The organism is Paraburkholderia sp. RAU6.4a (genome assembly GCF_050435625.1).
GTDB lineage: Bacteria > Pseudomonadota > Gammaproteobacteria > Burkholderiales > Burkholderiaceae > Paraburkholderia > Paraburkholderia tuberum.
The window spans coordinates 110,975-134,601 of the sequence record NZ_JBNDKQ010000003.1 but is presented as its reverse complement, the minus strand read 5'-3'; the positions used below and the strand labels follow the sequence as shown (position 1 = coordinate 134,601).

At 60.4% G+C, this 23,627-nt stretch carries 23 protein-coding genes and 2 pseudogenes; 19 read left to right on the top strand and 6 right to left on the bottom strand.

Annotated elements, in window-relative coordinates; translation table 11 throughout:
- Window positions 1–4 precede the first annotated feature (4 nt).
- From OKW40_RS25085 to OKW40_RS25060, 6 genes are all read left to right on the top strand, one after another.
- Window positions 5–1,039, top strand: coding sequence for an IS630 family transposase (locus OKW40_RS25085; protein ID WP_429488503.1), 1,035 nt, complete (start codon window positions 5–7; stop codon window positions 1,037–1,039).
- Complete coding sequence (locus OKW40_RS25080; RefSeq protein ID WP_429492207.1) at window positions 1,036–1,881, top strand: DUF2827 family protein; 846 nt, start codon at window positions 1,036–1,038, stop codon at window positions 1,879–1,881. Before OKW40_RS25085 ends, OKW40_RS25080 begins: the two co-directional genes overlap by 4 nt.
- Before the next feature lie 33 nt (window positions 1,882–1,914).
- On the top strand, window positions 1,915–3,033 hold the full coding sequence (locus tag OKW40_RS25075) for a DUF2827 domain-containing protein (RefSeq protein WP_429492205.1): 1,119 nt from the start codon (window positions 1,915–1,917) through the stop codon (window positions 3,031–3,033).
- 14 nt (window positions 3,034–3,047) lie between these two features.
- Window positions 3,048–3,917 (top strand): peptidylprolyl isomerase, encoded by an 870-nt coding sequence (locus tag OKW40_RS25070; protein WP_429492203.1) that lies wholly within the window; start codon window positions 3,048–3,050, stop codon window positions 3,915–3,917.
- A 56-nt stretch (window positions 3,918–3,973) separates the two neighbouring features.
- Entirely contained in the window at window positions 3,974–5,797 is a 1,824-nt protein-coding gene (locus tag OKW40_RS25065; protein ID WP_429492201.1) for a tetratricopeptide repeat protein, read from the top strand.
- Between the two features lie 176 nt (window positions 5,798–5,973).
- Window positions 5,974–6,777: a hypothetical protein gene (locus OKW40_RS25060; RefSeq protein WP_429492199.1), complete on the top strand. Its 804-nt coding sequence runs from the start codon at window positions 5,974–5,976 to the stop codon at window positions 6,775–6,777.
- Window positions 6,778–7,028: 251 nt separating this feature from the next.
- On the opposite strand, the gene OKW40_RS25055 is transcribed toward OKW40_RS25060, so the two are convergent.
- Complete coding sequence (locus OKW40_RS25055; RefSeq protein WP_429492197.1) at window positions 7,029–7,547, bottom strand: hypothetical protein; 519 nt, start codon at window positions 7,545–7,547, stop codon at window positions 7,029–7,031.
- A gap of 174 nt (window positions 7,548–7,721) precedes the next feature.
- Window positions 7,722–9,134 carry a DHA2 family efflux MFS transporter permease subunit gene (locus OKW40_RS25050; RefSeq protein WP_429493950.1) on the bottom strand — a complete coding sequence of 471 codons (1,413 nt, stop codon included), beginning with the start codon at window positions 9,132–9,134 and terminating at the stop codon, window positions 7,722–7,724.
- Between the two features lie 591 nt (window positions 9,135–9,725).
- On the opposite strand from OKW40_RS25050, the gene OKW40_RS25045 reads away from it, so the two are divergent.
- The 13 genes and pseudogenes from OKW40_RS25045 (at window position 9,726) to OKW40_RS24985 (ending at window position 19,605) form a co-directional block, all read left to right on the top strand.
- Complete coding sequence (locus OKW40_RS25045; protein WP_429492195.1) at window positions 9,726–10,598, top strand: FAD binding domain-containing protein; 873 nt, start codon at window positions 9,726–9,728, stop codon at window positions 10,596–10,598.
- A gap of 7 nt (window positions 10,599–10,605) precedes the next feature.
- A complete protein-coding gene (locus OKW40_RS25040; protein WP_429353603.1) occupies window positions 10,606–11,094 on the top strand; it encodes a (2Fe-2S)-binding protein in 489 nt (162 codons plus the stop codon).
- Window positions 11,087–13,441, top strand: coding sequence for a xanthine dehydrogenase family protein molybdopterin-binding subunit (locus OKW40_RS25035; RefSeq protein WP_429492194.1), 2,355 nt, complete (start codon window positions 11,087–11,089; stop codon window positions 13,439–13,441). The genes OKW40_RS25040 and OKW40_RS25035 overlap by 8 nt, the downstream gene beginning before the upstream one ends.
- A gap of 14 nt (window positions 13,442–13,455) precedes the next feature.
- Window positions 13,456–13,584, top strand: a pseudogene (locus OKW40_RS25030) (NAD(P)-binding domain-containing protein); the annotation flags it as partial.
- Entirely contained in the window at window positions 13,556–14,338 is a 783-nt protein-coding gene (locus tag OKW40_RS25025) for an NAD(P)-dependent oxidoreductase (RefSeq protein WP_429492192.1), read from the top strand. The pseudogene OKW40_RS25030 and the gene OKW40_RS25025, both read left to right, overlap by 29 nt.
- Before the next feature lie 9 nt (window positions 14,339–14,347).
- A complete protein-coding gene (locus OKW40_RS25020; protein ID WP_184059831.1) occupies window positions 14,348–14,797 on the top strand; it encodes a CoxG family protein in 450 nt (149 codons plus the stop codon).
- A 44-nt stretch (window positions 14,798–14,841) separates the two neighbouring features.
- Window positions 14,842–15,153: an NIPSNAP family protein gene (locus OKW40_RS25015; RefSeq protein WP_184059833.1), complete on the top strand. Its 312-nt coding sequence runs from the start codon at window positions 14,842–14,844 to the stop codon at window positions 15,151–15,153.
- Window positions 15,154–15,263: 110 nt separating this feature from the next.
- Window positions 15,264–16,118 carry an SDR family NAD(P)-dependent oxidoreductase gene (locus tag OKW40_RS25010; protein WP_184060291.1) on the top strand — a complete coding sequence of 285 codons (855 nt, stop codon included), beginning with the start codon at window positions 15,264–15,266 and terminating at the stop codon, window positions 16,116–16,118.
- Window positions 16,064–16,534: an SMP-30/gluconolactonase/LRE family protein gene (locus OKW40_RS25005; protein ID WP_429492189.1), complete on the top strand. Its 471-nt coding sequence runs from the start codon at window positions 16,064–16,066 to the stop codon at window positions 16,532–16,534. Before OKW40_RS25010 ends, OKW40_RS25005 begins: the two co-directional genes overlap by 55 nt.
- Before the next feature lie 209 nt (window positions 16,535–16,743).
- Window positions 16,744–17,052 (top strand): putative quinol monooxygenase, encoded by a 309-nt coding sequence (locus OKW40_RS25000; RefSeq protein WP_184054630.1) that lies wholly within the window; start codon window positions 16,744–16,746, stop codon window positions 17,050–17,052.
- 344 nt (window positions 17,053–17,396) lie between these two features.
- Window positions 17,397–18,035, top strand: coding sequence for a TetR/AcrR family transcriptional regulator (locus OKW40_RS24995; protein WP_311735642.1), 639 nt, complete (start codon window positions 17,397–17,399; stop codon window positions 18,033–18,035).
- Window positions 18,036–18,147: 112 nt separating this feature from the next.
- Complete coding sequence (locus tag OKW40_RS24990) at window positions 18,148–18,426, top strand: hypothetical protein (RefSeq protein WP_429492187.1); 279 nt, start codon at window positions 18,148–18,150, stop codon at window positions 18,424–18,426.
- 432 nt (window positions 18,427–18,858) lie between these two features.
- Window positions 18,859–19,605: a GntR family transcriptional regulator gene (locus OKW40_RS24985; RefSeq protein WP_429492185.1), complete on the top strand. Its 747-nt coding sequence runs from the start codon at window positions 18,859–18,861 to the stop codon at window positions 19,603–19,605.
- 232 nt (window positions 19,606–19,837) lie between these two features.
- Here the strand turns inward: OKW40_RS24985 and OKW40_RS24980 are convergent.
- From OKW40_RS24980 to OKW40_RS24965, 4 genes and pseudogenes are all read right to left on the bottom strand, one after another.
- Window positions 19,838–20,146, bottom strand: a pseudogene (locus OKW40_RS24980) (DUF3772 domain-containing protein); the annotation flags it as partial.
- A 36-nt stretch (window positions 20,147–20,182) separates the two neighbouring features.
- Window positions 20,183–20,569 (bottom strand): nuclear transport factor 2 family protein, encoded by a 387-nt coding sequence (locus OKW40_RS24975; protein WP_429492183.1) that lies wholly within the window; start codon window positions 20,567–20,569, stop codon window positions 20,183–20,185.
- 75 nt (window positions 20,570–20,644) lie between these two features.
- Complete coding sequence (locus OKW40_RS24970) at window positions 20,645–21,991, bottom strand: MFS transporter (protein WP_429492181.1); 1,347 nt, start codon at window positions 21,989–21,991, stop codon at window positions 20,645–20,647.
- 90 nt (window positions 21,992–22,081) lie between these two features.
- The gene (locus OKW40_RS24965; RefSeq protein ID WP_429493949.1) at window positions 22,082–23,614 is read right to left on the bottom strand and encodes a bifunctional 3-(3-hydroxy-phenyl)propionate/3-hydroxycinnamic acid hydroxylase; all 1,533 of its coding nucleotides are present in this window, start codon (window positions 23,612–23,614) and stop codon (window positions 22,082–22,084) included.
- Window positions 23,615–23,627: the final 13 nt, after the last annotated feature.

Below are 23,627 nucleotides of genomic sequence, written 5' to 3'. Positions count from 1 at the left end.
GCCCATGAAACGAGATGGCCGCATCCTGGCTCACAACACGCTCGAAGAGATGCGTATTCTTGCAGTTCAGCGTATGGCTGAAGGCGAGCATCCAAATGATGTTGCTGCGTCATTTGGGATGCATCGCTCGTGGGCGTACAAGATCAGGGCGCAGGCGCGGGGGCGTGGTCATGGTGTGCGAGCGCTGCGATCGACCAAAGGCACGGGTCGCCCACGTACGCTCACTGCGACGCAGGAGCAACGGGTAATGCGCTGGGTTAATGGCAAGAATCCAATGCAGTACGGGTTTGATTTTGGTCTGTGGACGCGCAACCTGGTTCGTGAACTGGTACGACAGAGATTCGACGTCACGCTCAGTCTGGCTTCGATCGGCGCGATGCTCGCGCGTCTGAACCTGACGCCGCAAAAGCCGTTGCAGCGTGCTTATCAGCGTGACCCGGAAGCTATCGAGCGTTGGCAGCGAGACACCTATCCGAGCATTGCCAGGCAGGCTCGTGAGCAGAAGGCAGACATCTTCTTCTGGGACGAATCGGGCTTCCGTGCTGACTCGGTGCATGGCAGGACGTGGGCGCCGCGCGGTGAGACGCCGGTGGTCGAGCGGCCCGGCGAACGGCAAAGCATGAGCGCCGCGTCCGCTGTTAATTCGAAGGGTGCGTTTTGGTTTGCAACCTATGAAGGGGCACTTAGCGGTGAGCTGTTCGTGGAACTGCTCAGGAAGTTGATGTTCAACCGGAAAAGAGCGGTTCATCTGATCGTTGACGGATTGCCAGCACATAAGAAAGCCATCGTTAAGGACTATGTCGCCAGTACGCAGGGCAAGTTGACTTTGCATTTCCTGCCCGGTTACGCACCGGACCTGAATCCAGATGAACTGGTGTGGAGTCACGTCAAGCGCACCGGCGTCGCGCGGCGCCCACTTCGAAAAGGTGAAAAGTTGGGCTCAAAAATTCACGAGCAGCTTTCACAAATTCGCCGCGATCCGTGCCTTGTTCGCTCATTTTTTAGGCATCAATCTGTCCGCTATATTATTGACCTGTGAGTAATCCGGATTGGGCGCGCAGTTTCTGCGAGAAAGGTCGTCATGTCATCGGCATGCGCGTAGCAAATGATTACGTGATCGACATAGAGCGAATGATGTTCGGTCTGCCACATGGAATGCTCGTGTCAGGCACGCCCTACAGCGCAATCTGGACGTTGCCTGCGTTCGAAAAAACCTGCGCGAGCTATTACGAAACGGCACTGCGTGCGCCAGTGAAGGCGATGCAACACCTGTGGAGCCCTGCGCTTGTTGAGCGTGCGGCAAATGGTGCGTTCGGATACAAGCCGGGTCGGTCGAATTGGCGGCTCGCCGTGCTCGAACCGAATATCTGCATGGTGAAAACGTCGCATATTCCGATGCTACTCGCAGACCTTGCGCATCGGCAGCAACCGGGCCTGATCGACTACGCGCGTTTCTTCAACACGATGCATCTGAAAAATGATGCGCAGTTCGTCGGTTTTGCTCGCAGCCTCGATCTCGTCACGCAAGGCCGCGCGACATTCGAGCCGCGTTTGCCGGTCCACGAAATTCTCACGCAGCAAGCGGACGCCATCGTTTCGCACACGTGGGAGAACACACAGAACTACGTCTATTACGAAGCGCTGCACGGCGGTTATCCGCTGATCCACAACTCGGATTTGTTGGGCGGCTGCGGCTATCGGTACGGGGATTTCGATTGCGAAGGGGGAGCCCTCGCCCTGCGCGAAGCGTTCGCCGTTCACGACGCAAGCCTCGATGACTACAGGGCGAATGCACAGGCATTTCTCGCGACGCTCGATCCGCTTGCGCCCGCAAATATCGAACAGTACAGCGCGGCAATCGCGGCGGTCGTCACTGCCTGAACCGTTTGACCTTATAAAAAGTAGGAGGGAAGTATGAATCGAAAATTACGAATCGGTATCACGATTGGGCTTCACCACGAAGCTGAAAGTCTGTGGGTCAACGGCATCAAGCAGAACGCGCTGTATCTGGCGAAGCTGTTTCGGCATTCGCCGCTGCGTCACGAGGTAACGCTCGTCAACACAACGAACGTGGCCGTTACTTCCGCGCTGCCGTGGGATTTGAACCGCTTCCCGACACGTGCGTTCGCGGATGCAAAAGACAGTCTCGATGTGTTGATCGAGCTGGGCGGCCAGATCAGCAACGAGCAGACGGCCTATCTCAAAACACGTGGTACGAAGATCGTTAGCTACTGCTGCGGGCCTGAATACGTGCAGATGACGGAGGCGATGATTTTCGGGCGGCGTATGACCGATCACGTCTTCATCAACCAGAACTATGACCAGGTTTGGGTGATTCCCCAGGTGATGGAGACAAGCGCAGGCTTTCTCGGCGTGCTGCGGCGTCATAAAGTCGTCCCTGTGCCTTTCGTGTGGGACTCGATGTGGCTCAACATGCGTACGAAAGAAATGCCGTTCGCAGGCGAATACAGGCCGGGTAAGGGGCCTGCACGCATATCGATCATGGAACCGAATATCGACGTGCTGAAGTTCTGCCTGAATCCGCTGCTGATTGCAGAAAGTGCATATCGGCAGGTTGGCGAAAAACTCGGCTATGTGCACGTGACGAACGCTGAACATCTGGCGCGCTCGTGTCCTGAATTTATCGGCATCGCGCATTACCTGGACCTGGTGCGCGACAGCAAGGTCAGCTTCGTTGGCCGTCATGATACGCCGCAATTTCTGGCTGAGCACACGGATATCGTCGTGTCGCATCAATGGGGCCTCGCGCTGAACTATTTCTATTTCGATGCGGCCTGGAACGGATATGCGCTCGTGCATAACGCGCATCTGTGCAAGGAAGTCGGGTACTTCTATCCGGAAAGCGATCTGGATGCAGGTACGCAGCAGCTTGTGCACGCGATCAAAAACCATAACGGCAATTGGGAAACGTATCGCGCCCGTCAGCGCGCAGCGATCAAACCTTTCCTTGCCACGCACGAACCGCTTATTGTCCGTTACGACGAATTGCTCGCGGCGCTAGTCGCGGCCTAACCAGAAAACCACACGTGAAAAAAACACAGATGAGGAAAACACACATGCAAAACGTACGTACTCTGCGCGTGACGGGTTTGATGGTTCTGGCAATCGTCGCGGCTGGACTTCACGTGCCGACGGCGCTCGCAGCTTCTGATGATGCCGTGGCGACGGTCAACGGCGTGGCCGTGCATCGCCTCGAATTAGAGGAAGCGATGACAGGCCGTCCCGAAACGATGCGACCGGAAATTCTGCAAGGGCTCGTTGCGCGTGAATTGCTGCGTCAGGCAGCGGAGCGCGAAGGCTTGGGCAACACGGAACCGGTTCGCGCCGCAATGCAGAAAGCGAAAATCGATACCGAAAATCGGCTGTACGTTGCGCGGCATCTGTCTGCTGAACCGGTCACGGATGCCGAGGTGCGCCAACGCTATAACGAAATCATCAGCGAACTTGGGCCGTATCAGTATCAGGTAAGCCAGATGGTGTTTGCCGATGAGCCGACAGCACGATTCGCATTGATGCTGCTTCAGAGCGGCGATTCGTTTGATCAGGTCGCTGCACGCACGCAGGCGAGTGCTGCGCAAACGGCATGGGTCAGCTTCAACACTCCGATCACAGAAGGTCACACGCAAGGTGTGCCGGTGCCGCTCGCGCATGTTATCGCGACGTTGAAGACCGGCGAAATCACGCGCACGCCTGTTCGCGTCGGCGACAGCTTTATCGTTGCGCGCCTCAATGATCGACGCGCTACGGTGGTTCCGTCTTATGACGAAGCGCGCGAACCGATGCGCAAAGCGATGCAGGGCAAAAAGAACGATGACACCTTTGCAGGGCTGATTGGTCGGCTTGCGGAGAAATCGGCCATCCGTTCGCAACAGACTTTCCGGAGCGCATCGAAATGACGCTGACACAAGTGACGGGGAAGCAAGTGACGGGGAAGCAAGTGACGGACGCACAAATGAAATGGCTCGGCGATGTCGAAAATAAAATCACGCGCAGCGATCTGATTGGCGCGTCACGACTGCTCGATGCGCAGCGCGCGATGGAGTCGGATGAGCCGATAGTGTTGATCGCGTGCAGCCGCTTGATGATTCTGCGTGGGCGGCTCGTGCAAGCACGGCAACTGCTCGATAAGGCGCTCAGCATCAAACCGGACAATGTAGATGCGCTTGTCGAACGTGCGCGCGTGGCGATCAGGTTCGGCAACGATGCCGATGCGCAGGAATGGTTTCAGCGCGCGTGGAATACCGGCGCACGCGGCGACGTGTGGCTCATCGACTGGTTCGATTCTTCATCGCGCATGGGGCGGGGCGATGACGCCATCAATATCGCGATCATTCTTTGTGAGCATTTCGGCGCCGATGCCGGGAACTGGTTTCGCCTCGGGCTCGCGTATCAGCAGACGCGACGCCATGCGCAGGCGCTCGATGCATACCAGAAGGCCCTCAGCCTGAACACGAAATTGCCGATGCTGCGCAACAACCTCGGCGCTGCCTATCTCGAATTGAACCGGTACGACGAGGCGCGTCAGCTTTTCGAAGCGACACTTGCTGAAGACGCGGATCACGCCTTGGCGTGGACAAATCTTGCGTCTGTGCTGCTCAAAACCGGCAAGCTCAATGACAGCCTGGTTGCAGCCGAACGGGCATGCGCGCTCGCGCCGAATCTCGTCAGCGCGTTGCAGACATATTCGTACGTGCTGCGCGAGTTGCAACAGTTCTCCGGCGCACTCGAAATCGCGCAGCGGGCGCTGAGCTTCAATCCGGAAAATCCTTCGCTGATCTGGACTATCGCCATGCTGCAATTGCTGCTCGGCGACTACGAAAACGGCTGGCGAAATCACGAGGCACGCTGGAGCGGTTCGCCGGAACTGCGTGATGTCGTGCCGAATATCCCCGCGCCACGTTGGAACGGCGAAGCGCTGAAGGGTAAAACGATTTTCGTTTGGGGCGAGCAGGGGCACGGCGATGCATTGCAGTTTGTGCGTTTTGTCCCGGCTGTCGCTGAATTCGTGGAACAGCAAGGCGGCAAGCTGGTTTATTGCTGTTTCAGCAGTCTGCAAATGCTTTTTGCACGCAGCCTCGGTGATGAGGTGCTGACAATCATTCCGCACGACCAGCGTCCGCTGCCGCATTTCGATTTTCATTTGCCCGTGGGCAGTCTGCCTTTTCTACTCGGCGTGACGCTCAACGATTTGCCCGACGAACCGTATCTGAAAGCCGATCCGCAGAAGGTCCAGACGTGGAGCAAGTATCTGCCGAACGACCGGAAATTGCGTGTTGGCCTCGTGTGGAGCGGCAGCAAAACCCATCAGCGCAACGGACTGCGTTCGGTTGATCCGCTGAATTACGCACGCGCCTTTGCAGGCATGAGCCATGTCACGTTCGTGAATCTGCAGATGGACGCGGAAACGGACGTGCAGCATCTGCGCGGCGCGGGCCTGACTGTCGCAAATCCGGCTGCGGAATTGTCATCGTTTGACGACACAGCAGCAGTCGTCAGCGGCCTCGATCTCGTCATCACTGTGTGCACGTCGATTGCGCATCTGGCGGGCGGCCTGGGCGTCCCTACGTGGGTCCTGCTCGACGTTAATCCGCATTGGGTCTGGATGACGGAGCGCACGGATAGTCCGTGGTACGCAAACACGCGCCTTTACCGCCAATCCACATACGGCGACTGGACGCCTGTTTTCGAAGCGCTGACGCGCGATCTTGCCGTGCTCGCGTTCAGTCACGAAACGCAGGTTGAGCAAACAGAAAACGCAACGGGGAGCCTGCATTGAAACGGATCAATCTTTCCACCGCACTGGGTGCGTGCGCTGACGATATCGTTCGTGAAAAAATCGCGATGAAAGTCGGATTGCCTGCGCCCGCAATCGCGGACGTTTTCAGCCGTGCCGGATCGATTCTGATTGCCGCGCTTGCTGCGCGATCATCGGAAGGGCGCGAGGAAACTGTCATGGTATTCGGCGCGTTGATGTCGCGCGATATCAACCCGCGCATTGACGACGAGTGCGCAAAGCTGGTCGATACGACCGGTCAACTGAAAGAGCTTGAACACGCGGGCTTCACGTTCGTGGCTCGCGCGACCGGCAGAGATGCGAGCGTGCTGAGTGATCACGTCGCCACGCAAATTGGCGTACCGGCGCACGCTACGTGCGCATTGACATGCATTTGCGCCGCGATTCTCGGCGGATTAATCAAACATCACGTGCTGATCGAGCAGGCCGATATTTCGGAATTGCCGGGGCTGTTCGCGTCGCAGCTTGCGACGATTGCGGACCATCTGAACGAAGGATCGATAGATGCGCTCGGCTACCTGCAACCAGATGTGCAGGTTTTTCTCGACAGGGTATCGGTGCGGCTCGCGGTTGTAGCTGCGGACTTCGAACCGCAGCGGCCACGCGTCAGCGCAGAAGCAAAACCGGCGCAGCAACTGGCGCAAATTCCGTCGCACAACCGCTTCGAAGCCGGAAAGGTATTCGTCAACGATATCCGCTTCACGAGCACGATCAAACCGTCTTCATCAATTGCCGCAGCACTCGCTGCTGCGAAAGACGAAAAACCGCGACCACGGCGCACGTGGAAAGTGTTCGCGCTGACTACGGCGTCGGTACTGATCGCGGCTTTCGCGTGGGCGAAATTCTATCACTGGCCGGAAGTCGTTTCCTTCGTGAATCAGCTGGCAAATTCGACGCAGCACGGTAGTTCGGGGGTATCCGGTCCTGTCTCGTCAGGCGTGCGCGTCGCGAGCAGCAAGTAATTTTTTAATCAAGGTTTGGCCCTCCTGTCCCGGCGACCCTCGTAAAGCCGGGGCATTTTCGGTCGGCGAGGTTTGTTCGCCTCGCCGACTCTTTTTTGGATCAATCGTCAGGCGTCTGTTCTCCAGGCTCCTGCAATCTTTTTGGTGGTTTGGCGCGCTCGATTAGCTGGCGCAGCCAGGATAGGCCGTATGCATCGACTTTTGCCCACTGTGAGGCGGTCAGCCGGATCGAACGCTGAACGAGTTTCCGCTCAGCAGGAAGCGGCGGTCTTCCGCCTTGGTTTTTTGGTTTGGAACCTCGATCGATCTTTCGTCCATTGAAGCCAACATGCTTTGGCATCTCCCGAGACTGCTTCGGAAGGCAAAACCAACACCGACAGACCGTAGCTGATCCGGGCGCCTGTCCCGCCGCCAAAAATAGCAGGTAGCCGCTCGCGAATCAGATGACGCCCTGCCTTTTCTATGGCCTGCGCCGCTTCGCTGGCATCACGCGGCAAGCCTCCCGACAGGACACGGAAACACGCAGAGCAATGTCCGTCGACATCGGAACGATATCGGTCAATTACCTCATGCTGATCCAGCAACCGCTTTAGCAAAGCCGTTGCTTCCTCGCCGAACTGAGTGAGAGCCTGTTGAGTCGATTCCTCGCCGAATATGTGGGTCAGACGCGTGATATCCGCAATCCTGACGCTGACTACGGCGGTTATTTCCGTCATTGAAGGCAACCCCGTCGTATTCTTCTTACGCTCTTCGAAAAATGGTTCTGCCAAACTCGCTCGGGACCTTCCGGAAAGCTGATCGCATCCCTCCACATTACTGCGTAGCGCCGACCTGGCGCAGCGTGAGATGCGCAGCGGTGAGCGGCGTACCCGGGTTATTCTGCACGGACTCTCTCTGTTTAATTTGGATCGGTAGCCGTCAATGCGCTCGATACAATTTCCGCACTACTGCGATGCGGCTTGCGCATGGCCGCTAACCTCGCAGCCGGCGTCGGGTTCGATGCCGATAAAGTAGAGTATGGAGATCAGTACCAACGCCGCGACAAGCAGAAACGCGACCCGGAAGTCAGCGAGCGAAAGCTGCGCGTGGCCGCCATGTATCAGGACTGCAGCATGCAGCGCGATCGCACCGAATGCGATGCCTAGACCGATGGTCATCTGCTGGACCATGCTGAAAAACGTGCTCGCCGAACTCATCCGCGCTGGCGGCACATCCGCGAATGCGAGCGTGTTGATGCTGGTGAACTGCATCGATCGGCATAGCCCGCCGATCAGCAGCACCAGCATGATCAGCGTGCGTGGCGTGTCCGGCGAGAGTAGGGCGCACAGGGCGATGGTGGCGGCAGTGAGCAGGCCATTCACGATCATTACCTTGCGAAAACCAAAGCGCTTGAGAATGGGCGTGGTGACGGTCTTCATGGCCAGATTGCCGGCCGCGTAAGCGAGCACGAGCAAACCGGCGGCGAACGCGTTCAGCCCGAAACCGAGTTGGAAGAACAGCGGCAACAGGAAGGGCGAAACGCTGACCGAGACGACATACAACGAACCTCCTTCGAGGGTCACGCGAAAGGTCGGGATTCGCCACGGCGCAAGATCGATCAGCGGATGTTCGGCACGCCGGAAATGCCGTACCGCGAAGGCCGCGGCGGCCACGCCACCCGTCAGGGCCGCGACCGTGATGTGCCAGTCGCCATGTGGTTGCCCAACGAGTTCCATGCCATACATGAGGCAGGTTAGCGCGACTCCGCTAAGCACGAATCCGGGCACATCGAACGGCCGGCGGCTGGATTCGCGGTAGTTCGGAATGAAGGTGGCGGTCAGCGCCAGACCCAGCAGACCGATCGGTACGTTCAGCAAAAAGATCCACCGCCAGCTGAAATAGGTCGAGATAAAGCCGCCCAACGCTGGACCCAGCACCGGTGCGGCCAACCCGGGCCAGGTAATGTAGGCGATCGAGCGCATCAGATGACGCTTCTCAGTGCTGCGCAGCACCGCGAGCCGGCCTACCGGCACCATCATTGCACCGCCGAGTCCCTGCAGGATCCGCGCGACTGTGAATTCGACGAGACCGTTGCTGAGTCCGCAAAGTATCGAGGCGCCCGTGAACACGACGATGGCGCTACCGAACACAGAGCGTTGCCCAAAGCGATCCGCCACCCAGCCGCTGATCGGGATGAAAACCGCGAGCGCGAGCAGATAGGCGGTCATGCCGATACTCAACCTCACGGGCGTAACGCCGAACGTGGCGGCCATGTGGGGCAGCGCTGTCGCAATCACCGTAGCGTCGAGGTTCTCCATGAAATAGGCACTGGCGACGATCAACGCAATGACGACCGATTGACGGCTTGACAAAGAAATGAGCGGAGAACCGATACGGGTTGAGTGGCAGACTCGCAAACGCCCTGGCGCGGGTGTTTGCCGATGCCGGCAGTCACAGATGAAGCTCGCTTCGCGATGGCACTGAGATAGTGCATGGCTAGACCGGGAGCATGGCGACGCCGGTTCATGCTTGCGGACGATGTACTCTATCAAATCATAAGTCGTCATGTGAAGACGTATTTGAAAAACCCGTTCACAAGGGAGGGGCATGAAGGCAGGGATGGCGCCGATCAAACGGCCGATAAAAAACGCCACATCACGATTTCCCCTACAGACAGGCAAATACACCAGCTTGCATGCTGGATCGACGTCGAGCCTGTTCATGGAAATGTAGTCGTCAATTGACGATTTAATTTATCGGCGATATCCTCGTTGCCAATGCGATGGCTGAAGCAGTAGCTATTCCACGGGGTGAACAGCGCCGCGCACGCGGCTGGAGCGACTCATGAGCAGCGTCAAGCGAATCGGGAATGGCCGTCGTCGATTGCCTTGGTTATCGGCGGGCGGGGGCTGTCGTGGGTTGCCGGTCTTCGCCCGGAATTGCGGCCTGAGTCCGCGGGCGCAAGGCATATGAAACCCGCCGCATTTTCGTATCGCCGGCCGCACACGCTCGACGACGCGCTGTCGCTTCTTGCTCTTCACGGTTTTGACGCCAAGCTGATCGCCGGAGGACAAAGCCTCGCGCCGATGATGAATATGCGCTTCGCGCAACCGGCGCACCTGGTCGATCTGAATGCGCTGCCTCAACTCAAGGGCGTCACGCTTGAACCCGATACGCTAGCGGTCGGCGCCATGACGCGCCATCACGAGCTGGCCACCAGCAACACAGTACGCGCTGCTTGCCCGCTACTGGCTGAAGCGGCGGCAACGATCGGACATTACGCCATCCGACAGCGCGGGACACTCGGCGGCAGTCTCGCGCATGCGGACCCCGCGGCGCAATTACCGCTCGTTGCGAGCACGCTAGGCGCACGCATCGAGATTGTCGGGCCGGCCGGCAGCCGGGAGGTGTCGGCGGCACAGTTTCTGATCGCGGTGATGACCACCGATCTGGCGGTTGACGAAATCATTCGCACGGTGCGCTTTCCGACGGCGTTGTCCGGCGAGCGGCATGCCTTCGAAGCATTTAGCCGAAGGCACGGCGATTTCGCGATCGCGGCTTGCGCTGTCACCGCCGTGCTCGCGGATGACAGGTTCGCCTCGTTGCGGATCGGCGTAGGCGGTGTGGCAGATGTGCCGCTGGTGCTTGACGACCTCGCTGCGGGATTCGTCGGCGAAACGGCCGATGCGCCGAGCGTCGGCAGGATTGCCGAGGCAGTCGCAAACGCCGTCGAGGTGCACGATCAGCCAGGCATCAGCGCCGCGTATCGGCGCGACCTCGTCAAGGCGCTCATCGCTCGAGCATTGCAGCGGATAACCGCTGGCGTTACACAACCCGATTAGGCCGTTCATGGAAAAGACAGCAATTTATCTGAGTGTGAACGGTGCGCGCCATGATGTGCATTGCGAGCCTCGCAAGCTATTGTCCGATGTGCTGCGCGAAGATTGCCGGCTGACGGGCACGCATGTCGGATGCGAGCACGGTGTGTGCGGCGCATGCACCGTGTTGATCGATGGCCGCCCGGCACGCTCATGTCTGGCTTACGCCGTGCAGATGGATGAAGCGCAGATCACGACCATCGAGGCGGTAGCGCAAGACGGTCGTCTGTCGCCGCTCCAACAGGCGCTGCATGAGTGCCACGGTCTGCAGTGCGGTTTCTGCACGGCCGGCATCGTCATGACATTTGAAGCGTACCTGCGCGAGAACCCGTGGCCATCCGAGGCCCAGGTGCGCGAGGTGCTGTCGGGCAATCTGTGCCGCTGTACCGGATATCAGAACATCGTGCGGGCGATCCTGCTCGCGGCCGAGCGGATGCGCGCGGAGACGGTCGATGGCTGAGCAGACGTTTCGTTATTTCAACAAAGCGACGCCTCGCACCGAAGACTATCGGCTGCTGACCGGCTATGGCCGGTATCTCGACGACATCGAGATCCCTGGTGTCCTTCACGTGTGCTTTGTTCGCTCGCCGCACGCGCATGCGCGGATCGTCTCCATCGATATTCACGGCGCCGCCGCAATGCCCGGCGTCGTAACCGTCATCACGGGCGTGGAACTCGCGCGGTGGACTACACCGTTCCGTGTCGCACCACCCGTCGAAGGACTGAAGCCCGTCGAATTTGCGACGATGCCAGTGGACATAGTGCGTTTTCAGGGCGATCTTGTGGCTTGCGTCGTCGCGACGGATCGGTACCTCGCTGAAGACGCCGCCGAGCAGGTGCTCGTCGAGTTCGAACCGCTGCCCGTGGTGACAGACATGTGGCAGGCGCTCGCACCCAACGCGGCGCAAGTCGATCCGGCCGTGCCAGGCAACCTGGTCTCGCACCAGACCTACGTGCATGGCGACCCTGAGCGCGCCAACAGCCGGGCCTTCCGGATAGTCGAAGCGACCTTCCAGCAGCAGCGCCAGACCCATGTGCCGATCGAAACCCGCGGCTGTGCAGCGGTCTGGGACGCCGGACGGAACCACCTGACGTTCCATATTGGAACGCAGGTGCCACATCCTTTGCGCACTCAACTGGCGCAGCGCCTCAAGCTCGACGAGTCTCAGGTGACCGTGATTTCGCCCGATGTCGGTGGAGCGTTCGGACAGAAAATCGCCTTGTACCGCGAAGAGTTGACGGTTGCTGCGCTGGCTCGCCAATTGAAACGGCCCGTGCGCTGGCGTGAGGATCGCCTCGAGAACCTGACGGCCGCCGCCAATTCGCGTGAGGACTTCTGCCGCACCCGCGCAGCGGTCGATGAGCGCGGCACGCTGCTCGCTCTCGAACTCGAACTCCGCGAAGACTTTGGCGCCTATTGCTTCTTTCCTGCCAACTATCTGGCGCGCGTCGTTGCGATGATCCTGAGCGGACCGTACCGGCTGCAGGACTACGCTTTCGATGTGAAGGTCGTGCTCAGTCATAAATGTGGCAATGCACCGATGCGCGCGCCGATGTCCATCACCAGCTGGGTGATGGACGGCACGCTGGATGCAATCGCGCGGGAACTGGCACTCGACCCGGTCGAGGTACGCCGGCGCAACCTGCTGAGTCCGGCAGAACTGCCGTACCGCACTGCTACGGGAGAATGTCTGGACGACATCACGCCGACCCAGACGTTCGAGGCCTTGCTGTCGGCGCTCGACTACGCGGGCTTTCGCGAGCGCCAGCGGGCGGCGCGCGCAGATGGCCATTACCTGGGGCTTGGCCTGTGCAACGTGGTCGAACCGACCACGTATGGTTCGCGCTTCTATAAGGCCGCGGGAATTCCCGGTTCGGGGCACGAAGCAAGCTGGATCCGTATCGAACCAGGCGGGGTGGTGAACGCGTCGGTCGGTCTAGGGCCCAGCGGCCAGGGCTATGAGAGCGCGATGGCCAACGCGGTGGCGGAGGGCCTGGGCGTGCCGCCGTCGAGCGTGCGCATTCATATGGGCCACACTGATATCGCACCATACGGTATGGGCAGTCGTGGCGCCCGCAGCGGCACGGCAGGCGGCGGCGCGCTTTACCTGTGCGCACTCGACGCACGCCGCAAGGTTCTCGCGATCGCCGCCGGTTGCCTTGGTTTGCCTGACGAGCAGTCGCTGCGCCTGATCGACGCGAGAATCGAGCGTCGTCGCGCGGACGAGTGGATCGACACGGGGTTGACGCTCGCCGACGTCGCCCGCCGTGCGTATCTGGATCCCACCGCGTTGCCGCAAGGTTTGACGCCGGGCCTCGAATTTCACCTGACTTACGACCCTCCGGCCATGACCTATTCGAATGCGGCTCATGGATGCGAGATCGAGGTGGACGTCTTGACCGGCGCAATCCGCATCGCGCGTTACGTCGTCGCCGAAGACTGCGGCACGCTGCTCAATCCCACCGTGGTGGAAGGGCAGCAGCATGGCGCCGTGGCGATGGGACTGTCGGGCGCGCTGTTCGAGCAGATGCGTTACGACGACTCAGGACAGAACGTGACCGGCTCACTCGCCGACTACCTGATCGCTACTTCAACTGAATTGCCCAACTTCGAGATCATCCCGCTGCATACGCCTGGCGAGTCGACGGCGGCCGGCATCAAGGGGATGGCCGAAGGCGGGGTGATGGGAGCGATCGGCGCATTGACCAACGCGGTCAATGATGCGCTTGCGCCATTTGGCGTCGTTGCCGACCGTCATCCACTGACTCCCATGCTATTGCGCGACTTGCTGCGCGACAAACTCTGAAGGGACCAACCATCATGAATCAATCTACAGGCAAACCCGCGATTGGCTTTATCGGCCTTGGCATCATGGGTTTCTCGATGGCCTCGCGGCTAGCCGCCGCCGGCTATCCGCTGCATGTCTATAACCGTACGCGTGCGAAGGCTGAGCCGCTCATCGAGGGCCGGCGCGACATGGCAAGCGACCCCGCGGGCGCTCGCCGAAGTATCGGACGTCGTGTTCACGATTGTCGGCACCCCCGCGGACGTCCGCACACTATATCTCGGCGACGACGGTCTGGTCGCGCATGCGCGGCGCGATGCGGTGCTGGTCGACATGACGACGTCGAGTCCAAAACTGGCCGAAGAGTTGGCCGCGCTCGCCGCTGAGCGCGGGGTGCACATGCTGGATGCGCCGGTATCGGGCGGCGACATCGGTGCGCGCGAAGGGCGCCTGTCGATCATGGTCGGCGGCGCACGCGCTGTGCTCGCACGCGTGGAACCGATGTTGCGCTGCCTCGGCACCAACATCGTCCTGCAAGGCGGCCCGGGTGCGGGTCAGCACACGAAGCTGTGCAATCAGATCGTCATTGCATCGACAATGGTGGGCGTGTGCGAAGGGCTCGCCTATGCGCACAGCGCCGGGCTGGACGCCGACACCGTATTGAGCGCGATTGGCGGAGGCGCGGCGGGTGGATTCCAGCTGAACAACCTGGGGCCGCGCATTGCCAAGGGCGATTTTGCACCCGGTTTCTTCATCGAGCATTTCATCAAGGACATGCGGATTGCGCACGAGGAAGCGCGGAGCATGGGACGTGAATTGCCGGGTCTGGAACTGGTGCGCGTAATGTACCAGGAGTTGGCCGAGCGGGGCTGCGCGCGCAACGGCACGCAGGCGCTGTTCAAACTCTACGAGCGCTGAGCGGCGGCGATGAAGCTGACAGATCAAACCATCCTGCCCGTGCCCCCTGAAGCCGCATGGCGCGCATTGAACGATCCCGTAGTACTCGAAGCATGCCTGCCTGGCTGCAAAGCGCTGAAGAGACTCGACGACCTGCATTTCGAATCGACCGTGCAGATTCGCGTCGGCCCGATGGCGGCGACCTTCAAAAGCAACGTCGAATTGTCGGATCTCGATCCGCCCAAGGCCTATACGATTGCCGGTATGGGCAGTGCAGGTGCGCTGGGCTTTGCCAAAGTCACTGCGCGCCTGCAACTTGAAGCGCAAGGCAATACGACCGTGCTGGTGTACGACGCTGACGTCGAGATTGGCGGGAAGCTGATGAGCGTGGGGTCGCGCCTGATTCAGTCCGCCGCGAGCAAGAATCTCGATGAGTTCTTCAGCGCGCTGAAGGCGCATGTCGAAAGCCACGCGGTCTGACGGCGGTGTGCTGCGACGGAGTACCGATCGAAACAGAGGGAATCATGTTGGTAGAAATGCGTACATATCAGATTACGGCGGGAAAGACAGGCGAGTTCCTGGACATCTACGAGCGCGAAGGGCTTGGCATCATCAGTCAGTACGCCCGGCTCAAGGGTTGCTGGACGAAGGACTCAGGCACGTTGAACTCGATCGTGTTCTGCTGGGGCTACGAGGACTACGCCCATCGGGCAGCGCAGCGCGCGAAACTCGCAGCCGATCCACGCTGGCAAGCTTTCACGCCGCGCATCCTGCCGTATCTCGTCCATCAGGAATCGGTGTTTCTGTCGCCAGTGCCGTTTTGCCCGATGGACTGAGGTGAGTGACGAATTTCCCGGCCGCGCGACCTATCGACGTACCTGCCGTTTGGCGGTCTGCTTGTGAGGTGGCGGGCTGACGTTTTATGACGAATCAGAAAGGACTATTGATGACACACTTTACTTTCACTCCCGGAGCCGTCGCCGTCGTGACAGGCGGCGCTGCCGGCATTGGACTCGCTGCTGCGAAGCGGTTCGCGCAGCTCGGGCTTCGCGTGTGCATTGCGGATCTGGGTGAGGACCGCCTGGCGCACGCGAAGCAGGCGATTGCCAGCGTGGCTGCTGAAGGCGCGAAGGAGGTACTGGCCGTCGAGACGGACGTCAGCCGCATCGAAGACCTGGTCCGCCTCGAAGCAGCCGTTCGGGATCGCTTCGGCGGCACGGATATCCTCATGAACAATGCGGGGATTCAACCGGGTAGCGCCATGTTCGGCGCGGCCGCTAACTGGGAGCGGGTGCTCGACGTCAACCTATGGGGTGTCATTCGTGGCACTCGGACCTTCGTGCCCGCGATGATCGCGCGCGGACGCCCGGGGCTCGTCATTAACACCGGTTCGAAGCAGGGCATCACGACGCCGCCCGGCGACCCGGCTTATAACGTCTCCAAGGCCGGCCTGAAGGCGTTTACCGAAGCACTGCAGCACGAGTTGCGCAATACGCCGGGCTGCCGGATCAGCGCGCATTTGCTGATCCCTGGCTTTGTGTTTACGGAGCTTGCCGCTCAAGGTCGTACCGAGAAACCGGCCGCTGCCTGGACGCCCGAGCAGACTGTCGATTTCATGATCGAGCGACTGGGTGCCGGCGATTTCTACATTCTGTGCCCCGACAACGATGTGCCTCGCTCCCTCGACGAGCGACGCATCCTTTGGGCTGCGGGAGACATTGTAGAGAATCGCCCGGCGCTATCGCGTTGGCATCCGGACTACGAGCAGGCGTTCGCAGCGTATATCCGGAAGAACGACTGACTTGCCTGGACCCGCGCTCCGGCGAAGCAGAGATCGTCGCTGGCGACATCGCCAATCCGAACGGCCTTTGTTTTTCGCCGGATGAAAGCCGCCTCTACATTGTCGAGTCCGGATCCACGCCAAGACGCGTCCGGGCGTACGACGTCGAGGATGGCCGACGCCTCGTCAACGGCCGCATCTTTGTCGACGGCGGCGAGCACGGCGCGCCGGATGGCTTCCGCTGCGACACCGACGGCAACCTGTGGGCCGGCTGGGGTACAGGACGGACATTGAACGGCGTGATGGTGTTCGCACCGGACGGCGAGGCCATCGGCCGCATCGCGCTGCCTGAACGCTGCGCGAACCTGTGCTTTGGCGGCGCTCGCCGCGCCACCGCCGTGAGGGTGAGTAAGCTCTATTGTCCGCGGATGGGGTGACGCCAGGCTGACCTCCGCATTACGCCGCTGTCATGTTCAGATAGGCAAGAGCGTGCTGAGCGTCGCGATGTAGTGACGGATCGAATCGCTGACGAGCCACGTCGGAAGCGCGGTCTGAACTCGATGAGGCTCTATCGGCAAACGTACGCAAACGCGGCTATGATTTCACGCGGCGATCGACGCCGAAACAGAAAAGGAGAAGTACCCGGATGATCCATGTCATTGCCACAATCACTGCACAGCCCGGTCAACGCGAAGCCGTGCTGGCACTTTTCAACAAGAACCGGCCGGCGGTGTTGGCCGAAGAGGGGTGCATCAGCTACGAGGCCGTCATCGACGTACCTGAGTTCGGGACGATTCAGACACCGCTCGGCAAGGACACGTTCGCTGTCATCGAGCGCTGGGAAAGCGCGCAAGCGTTGAGGGCGCACGGGGCCTCCGCGCATATGGCCGAATATGGACACAATACGCGCCCGTTGCTCGTGAGCCGCGTCATCAACGTGCTTCAGGCCTGCTAAAGAGAGCGTTCGTGGCGGCCCGCCATCGGCTGGGCGGGATTCGATGCCAATGCGGGCGCCGTCACGCCGACTCCCATCACAATGCCTCCGTGGCAACGCGGACATGGACGAACATCCGGTTCCAGGTTAGTTGGCAGCAGCAAGGACGACGCTCGTTTCGCAACGGCTGAGATAATGCGAGGGTCACGCAGGGCAGCGCGGGACTGCCGCCCACGCCCGGGGCGTATACTTTATCAAAACGTAAATCGTCAGGTGATGATAACAGCTATGATCCGAGAGCGCAGGGAGCTATGAAGACCAAAGGGACTATCGAGAAGCCGAGCCGTGGAACCGGCGCCGACCGCGTGGCGGTCAAGCGGCCGATGAAAAAAGCGCCGCAGCGTTTGCCGCGTGCCGAGCGTCAGGCGCGCGTGCTGGAGAAGGCCGCGGAATATTTCGCGGAGCATGGTCTCGGCGCACAGACCCGCGCCATCGCGGAAGCCTGCGGCGTATCGCAACGCTTGTTATATAGCCTGTTCCCGAGCAAGGCCGCTTTGATTGATGAAGTCTACAAGCGGGAAGTCGTCGGAATCTTCGACGCAATCTGGTTTGTTCAATTGCAAGACCGAAGTGTGCCGATTGAAAGCCGACTCAACCGCTTTTATTGCGAGTACTATGACACGCTCCTGACGCGCCGCTGGCTGAGGCTCTTCCTTTATTCGTCGCTCGAGGGCCTGCACACGGCGCCGGCCTATACGAACGCGATCGTCAGCCATGCGCTCGAGATCATCGTCACGGAGACCGCGTATGAACTGGGTCTACGCATGCCCGCCGACCCGGCTCAACTGGGCGAAGTGGGTTGGCTGTTACATGGCGCCGTGTCTCATCTGGCGATTCGCCGCCGCATCTATTCGAATGAAAACAGCATGCCCGCCGAAGCGGTGATTGCCATGCACGTGCGCGCCTTCCTGACGAGCCTGCCGAGCCTGCTGCCTGCGCTATAAACGCATTGCGAGTCGGCGCCGGGCGGCTCGCCGGTGTTATCGCTGCGATCGTCCGAGTCGTCTCCAGCGCAACTCGTCAGGTGACGATATAAACCTGAGAAATTGAACTGCGTTGCCGCGCAGGCGCCGTGGCGGTTGCTCATTTCAACTCGCGGCGGATTATGACGAGGCGGCAAAGCCGCTTGCCGCCGTCTACGCGCAGCGCACCGACATCACCGCAGCCGAGCGCGCTATCTATTCGCGCGTGATCGAGGCGGGCAACAAGGCCACGCCGTTTATCGACGAGGTGATTGCACGGCAAACCTCCGGCGACACCGAAGGGGCACGCGGAGCGAAATCCATGACGCGTGTCAGCAGCAAACGCTTCAGATCGGCGAGGTCCGCGAGATGATCGCAAGCCTGGAGCACAGCCACGCAACAGAACGTCGCGCTCGTCCAGCAATCGGGCGCCGCCGTGGACGCCTTGAACCGGCAAGCACGAAACCTCCTTAGAGCGGTCAATCTTTTCTCCGTTGGGTCCGAACGCGGCTCGGAACTGAAATCGCCCAACCCACAGCAGCGCGATGCCGCTGCGCGCAACCCGGCGCTTTCGCTCGCCAGCAGCTACTCGTGAGCGCGTGGCGGCATAACCCGATTTTCAATTCAATCGAAATCGTCCGCGCTGCAGGCGCGCGGACATCGATACGTTTCTGTCGGCTGTAAAGGCGTATTTCGCTCGCGGCTGATGTCCGTGCGATGCCGGTTTTTTCATCGCGTGTTGACATGGCGCGTTCGGGTCGGACAATAATCTCAGCCCCGACACTCGCCAACTCAGGTTCCAAGCGTGAACGACATCACCGGCATTCCCCCCTCGCGGGCTGATCATGTCTATGTCAGTGTCCGCGAAGATATCTTCGATATGCGCCTGCTGCCCGGCGACCGCGTGACGGAAGGCAGCATCGCCGAGCGCTTCGGCGTGTCCCGCACGCCAGCGCGCGAGGCCTTGCAGCGCCTGCAAAGTGACGGCCTGATGCGCGGCTATGTGCGCGGCGGCTGGGAAGTCGTGCCGGTCGATTTCAAGCGCTTCGAAGACCTGTACGAAATGCGCAAGCTGATTGAAACCTTTGCGGTCTCGAAGCTTGCGAGTGCCGAAGGAGAGCTCTCCGAAGGCGTCGCACGGATGCTCGGTCAGCTCGAACAAATCTGGAAGATCCCGCCTGCTCATCGTCGGCGTGACGGCCGCGAGATGGTCGCGCTCGACGAAGCATTTCATCACGCCCTCGTGCAGGCCGCCGATAACGCCGAGCTGACCAATGCGATGCGGCGCGTGACCGATCGCATCCGGGTCGTGCGGCGGCTCGATCTCGTGTATGGCGACTGCATCGACGAAACCTACGACGAACATGTCGCGATCCTCGATGCGATTCGTTGTCGCGAAACGGATCGTAGCGTTGCGTTGATCGCGCGCCATATCGAGGGTAGCCGCGTTGCGGTGCGCACCTTGACGGGCGAGCGCCTGCAACGCGCACGCACTGCAATGGGACCGAATGCGGTCCCCTATGCACCACCCAGGTTGCGGGGCACCAGGTAGCGACATCGCCGCGCGTACCGAGCCGTGCGAAACCTATCTGGCGCGCATGAGCGGGCGACTCGCGTGCTGGCATGCTTCTCGCGTTAGTGATCGACGATCTGCAGTCCGAGAAGCATTACTAGTCCGAGCGGACCGCGTGAGTTGGACGCACTATGCCGCCGGATTTTTCGACGAAAACGCGCTGATCCCGCCTGGTTTCTTGACCTCCGGCTCGTTCCTGCTCCGGGGGACGCTAGACCGATAAGCTGGTTGTGGCAAAGGCGGCGCGACTCTGGTCATGCAGATTCCCGACCATAACGGTTTGCGGCTTCGACAGTGGGATCTTCGCCGCACGTAATCGCTTGAGGATTTCGAACAGCAGATCGCTCTTGATATCCCCTGTGATCCGGGGGCTGCGGACATAACCGGTGACGCTCAGCGTAATGCCGTCGGGCGTCAGTTGACTGAACATGACGGATGGCGCCGGATGGTCGAGAATCGACGGGTGCGCCTGATAGGCACGCAGCATAAGTTCGCGAACCTGTTCAGGATCGGTGTCCAGGCTTCCCCGAGATGGACGGCAAGATAGGGATCTGCGTCAATCCGGCAAGCGCCCAGAATGGAGATGCAGCAGTTTCCAGCCGCCCTCGCGTTTGACCCAGATTTCAGTTATGAGCGCGCGAATGTTGAGCTCAGATCCATCGGTCCTGCGCACCAGGGATTGTTCGAGATGGCCCGTCGTGATCACGGTGTCTGGCAGGAAGCTATACGCGAGCGGTTGCGGACGCACGATTTGACGCACCTTGATCTTCTCGGTAAGGAAGGACAGATACTCCGACTTGCCGTGAACGTAGCCAGCTGAATGGACGAACGTCAGATCGTCGTCGAGTAGCGACGCGAGTTTGTGCAGGTCTCCAGCCACCGTGGCGTCGCAGCGCTGTTGTTCCAGCGCCTCGACGGCGGCCTGAATGGATGCATCTTTCATCGTAAACCTCCCGAAAATACTGCATGGATACCTCTTGTCGGAGACGGTGCCGGCCGCATCGTCGCTCGATTCGGCTCAACGCAACAGTTCGCCGCTCAGTCCATCTGTCTTCGAAGGCGACCCGGCCCGAGACTTTCCCGTCGGCAACCCATAGCTCGCAAGCAGCGCGACCGTGCATGCGGCGATGACATACCAGGCTGGCGCTGCCAAGGAGCCGGTCATGCGAATCAGCATGGTCGCCAGCAAGGGCGCAAAGCCGCTGAATACGACAACGGCCAGGTTGTAAGCCAGCGCGATTCCGCTGAATCTGACCTGGACAGGGAATTGGTCGGCGAGCACCGACGCCCATGTCCCGCTTGCCAGTGAAAAAACCAAGCCGGCAAGCACAAACAGCACCACCGGATTGACGGTGTGACTCGCCAGCGCTTCATAGAACGGGTAGCTCAATGCGATCAGCAGCGCCGCTGACGCTCGAAGCAGGTACCGGCGTGGAATCTTGTCCCCGAGCCAGCCTGCGGCGAGGAGGCCGAGGGAACTGACGATCAGATAAGCGTTCTGGGCAATTGCCGCGGTCCGTGGTGCATAGTGCAACTGCTGGACGAGGTAGGCGGGCATGTGGCCATAAAGTATGCCGTTGACGCCGGCCATCACGGCGATCGCCAGTGCCCCCGTCGCGACCGCTTTGCCATGACGTCGCAAGGTCTCGCGAAACGGCTGTTTGACGACAGCTCCTTGCATCCTCTTGAACTCGGGCGACTCGTCCAGATTACGGCGCATCAGGTAGGAAGCGATCCCGCAAACGCCGCCGAAAAGAAACGCGATCCGCCAGCCATACGCCGCCGCGTCCGTGGCGGACAGGTAGGTCTGGATGCCGAGGTTGACGAATGTGGCCAGCAAAACACCCAGGTTCACCGCGCAGATAATAATGCCCGCGGCGAGCCCCGCCCGATGCGGCGCGGCTTCCACTGCATAGGTAATCGCGCCGGGCATTTCTCCGCCGACGCAAAAACCCTGAAGCATGCGCAGCAGGATCAACAGGATCGATGCGGTCATGCCCCAGCTCTGAAAGTTGGGCAGCAGACCAAGACAGATCGTCGCGGTCGTGACCACAATGATTGAGCCGAGAAACACTGGACGCCGGCCATACCGGTCGCCCCAGCTACTGAGCACAATTCCGCCGAGCGGTCGGATCACGTACCCGATTGCGAGCACGGAGAAAGTAGCCAGCATGCTGACCAGCGACGACGAGTTCGGGAAAAACTGGGCCGCGATGTTATGGGCAAAAAAGCCGTAGACGATGAAATCGTAAAACTCCAGCGAGCCGCCAAGGCTTGCGATGAGAATCATCTTCCACTGCGACGGGGACAAGCCGGATGGCTGTGAACGGTCGGCGCCGCCGACCGGGTTGTGGGATATTCCCATGACTCCTCCAATTTGATTATCGGATTCTTTGTCCGATGGTCTACGTGCGTCGACCGCGAGACATCTCGCGTGACAACGGGGGTTGCGGGCTCACATGGCCACAGCACCTTCGGTTTGCAAGCCGGGTACGGCGTGGTGCAGAAGGTTTTGCAAGGATTCACCGTCCTGCGCGACGCCGTACACATACCGGTCGGGGCGTACAAGCACCGCTGGAGCGTTGATCGACTCCAACCACTCGCGAACAGCCGCTCCATCGCTGGCCACAATCCCGACGCCCGCTTGCGCAGCGCTACTGGCGACGTCGGGGCATTCACGGAGCAATTCGGGTCGCGCAAGCAGCGCAAACCGATAGCCGACCACGTCGTCCACGAGTTGTCCGTCCAGCAGGCGGGGTTGCGGTGCAATATGCCCGGCCACGCCCGATGGTTCATCGATCCATGCGCCCGGGCCAAGCCTGGGTTGTGGGGTCACAAAATTGCGAATCGCTGCGCTCATTTCTTCATCTCGGACTTCGGCCAGGTCTGACCTCGTCGTTTGAATGACTGAGCCGAGCTGTACCGCCGTTTCGATAAATAAGCGCACGTGCGGCGAGCGTTCGGATTCGTAGCTGTCGAGGAGGGTATCGGGCGCTTCGCCATGAATGACGGCAGCAAGCTTCCACGCGAGATTCGACGCGTCGCGAATGCCGGCTCCCATCCCCTGGCCCATAAAGGGTGGCGTCTGATGTGCGGCATCGCCTGCAAGCAGCAGTCGGCCACGGCGCCAACCGTTCGCCACGACCGAGTGAAATGTATATATGGCAGAACGTTCGAGGCGCGCATCGGCCGGAGAAATCCAGCGAGCGAGTTTGTCCCACAGCCATTCGGGGGACGTGAGTTGCGTCACGTCATCACCGGGCATCACCATGATTTCCCAGCGACGCCGATTTCCGGGACCACGCGTGTAAGTGGTCGGGCGCGCCGGGTCGCAGTATTGGACCGAGTAGTCGCCAAGATCGGGCCGCGGTGCATCGAGCAATACGTCGACCACAACCCAGCGTTCATGCGATTTCAGATCGCTCAATTCGGTGCCCATGAAGCGTCGCGCAATCGAGCGCGCACCGTCGCAGCCGACTACATATCGCGCGGTGGTACGTCCAAGTTTGCCGCAGCACGTATCCTCGAAGCGCAACTGGACGCCATCGCTCGCCTCGTCAAGCGCGAACACTTCGTGGCGCAACCGGACGTCAACGCTCGATTGCTGCGCAAGACGCTCGCGTAACGCATTCTCGAGATCGGGCTGATGGAACTTGTAACTCGCACTCCACCCCTGTGGTCCGATACAGGTTGGCCGTTGCCAGTCGATCAGCAACTTGCCTTCCCCGTTCACGAATTTCATGCCGGGACCCACGAACAGCTTGGGTAGCAGCTTGTCGGTTAAACCGAGGGTTTGGAACACGCGCATGCATTCACCGTCGAAATGCACCGCGCGAGGAAGCGCGAAAATCTCCTTGTCTCGCTCCAGCACCAGCACCCGCAAGCCTTCGATTGCCAGCAGGTTCGCGAGCGTCGCCCCGGTGGGCCCGAGACCGATAACGGCCACGTCGTAGTCGCACGCGTGCGTCGAAATAGTTTTCTCTAACATGTCTTGTTCCGCC

Coding starts and splice junctions, on each gene's coding strand:
- OKW40_RS25065 (WP_429492201.1), top strand. CDS start 3,974: ATGAAATGGCTCGGCGATGTCGAAAATAAAATCACGCGCAGCGATCTG.
- OKW40_RS25025 (WP_429492192.1), top strand. CDS start 13,556: ATGTCTATAACCGTACGCGTGCGAAGGCTGAGCCGCTCATCGAGGGCC.
- OKW40_RS24965 (WP_429493949.1), bottom strand. CDS start 23,614: ATGTTAGAGAAAACTATTTCGACGCACGCGTGCGACTACGACGTGGCC.
- OKW40_RS25035 (WP_429492194.1), top strand. CDS start 11,087: ATGGCTGAGCAGACGTTTCGTTATTTCAACAAAGCGACGCCTCGCACC.
- OKW40_RS25060 (WP_429492199.1), top strand. CDS start 5,974: ATGGTATTCGGCGCGTTGATGTCGCGCGATATCAACCCGCGCATTGAC.
- OKW40_RS25040 (WP_429353603.1), top strand. CDS start 10,606: ATGGAAAAGACAGCAATTTATCTGAGTGTGAACGGTGCGCGCCATGAT.
- OKW40_RS25045 (WP_429492195.1), top strand. CDS start 9,726: ATGAAACCCGCCGCATTTTCGTATCGCCGGCCGCACACGCTCGACGAC.
- OKW40_RS24970 (WP_429492181.1), bottom strand. CDS start 21,991: ATGGGAATATCCCACAACCCGGTCGGCGGCGCCGACCGTTCACAGCCA.
- OKW40_RS25085 (WP_429488503.1), top strand. CDS start 5: ATGAAACGAGATGGCCGCATCCTGGCTCACAACACGCTCGAAGAGATG.
- OKW40_RS25010 (WP_184060291.1), top strand. CDS start 15,264: ATGACACACTTTACTTTCACTCCCGGAGCCGTCGCCGTCGTGACAGGC.
- OKW40_RS25020 (WP_184059831.1), top strand. CDS start 14,348: ATGAAGCTGACAGATCAAACCATCCTGCCCGTGCCCCCTGAAGCCGCA.
- OKW40_RS24975 (WP_429492183.1), bottom strand. CDS start 20,569: ATGAAAGATGCATCCATTCAGGCCGCCGTCGAGGCGCTGGAACAACAG.
- OKW40_RS25000 (WP_184054630.1), top strand. CDS start 16,744: ATGATCCATGTCATTGCCACAATCACTGCACAGCCCGGTCAACGCGAA.
- OKW40_RS25015 (WP_184059833.1), top strand. CDS start 14,842: ATGTTGGTAGAAATGCGTACATATCAGATTACGGCGGGAAAGACAGGC.
- OKW40_RS25075 (WP_429492205.1), top strand. CDS start 1,915: ATGAATCGAAAATTACGAATCGGTATCACGATTGGGCTTCACCACGAA.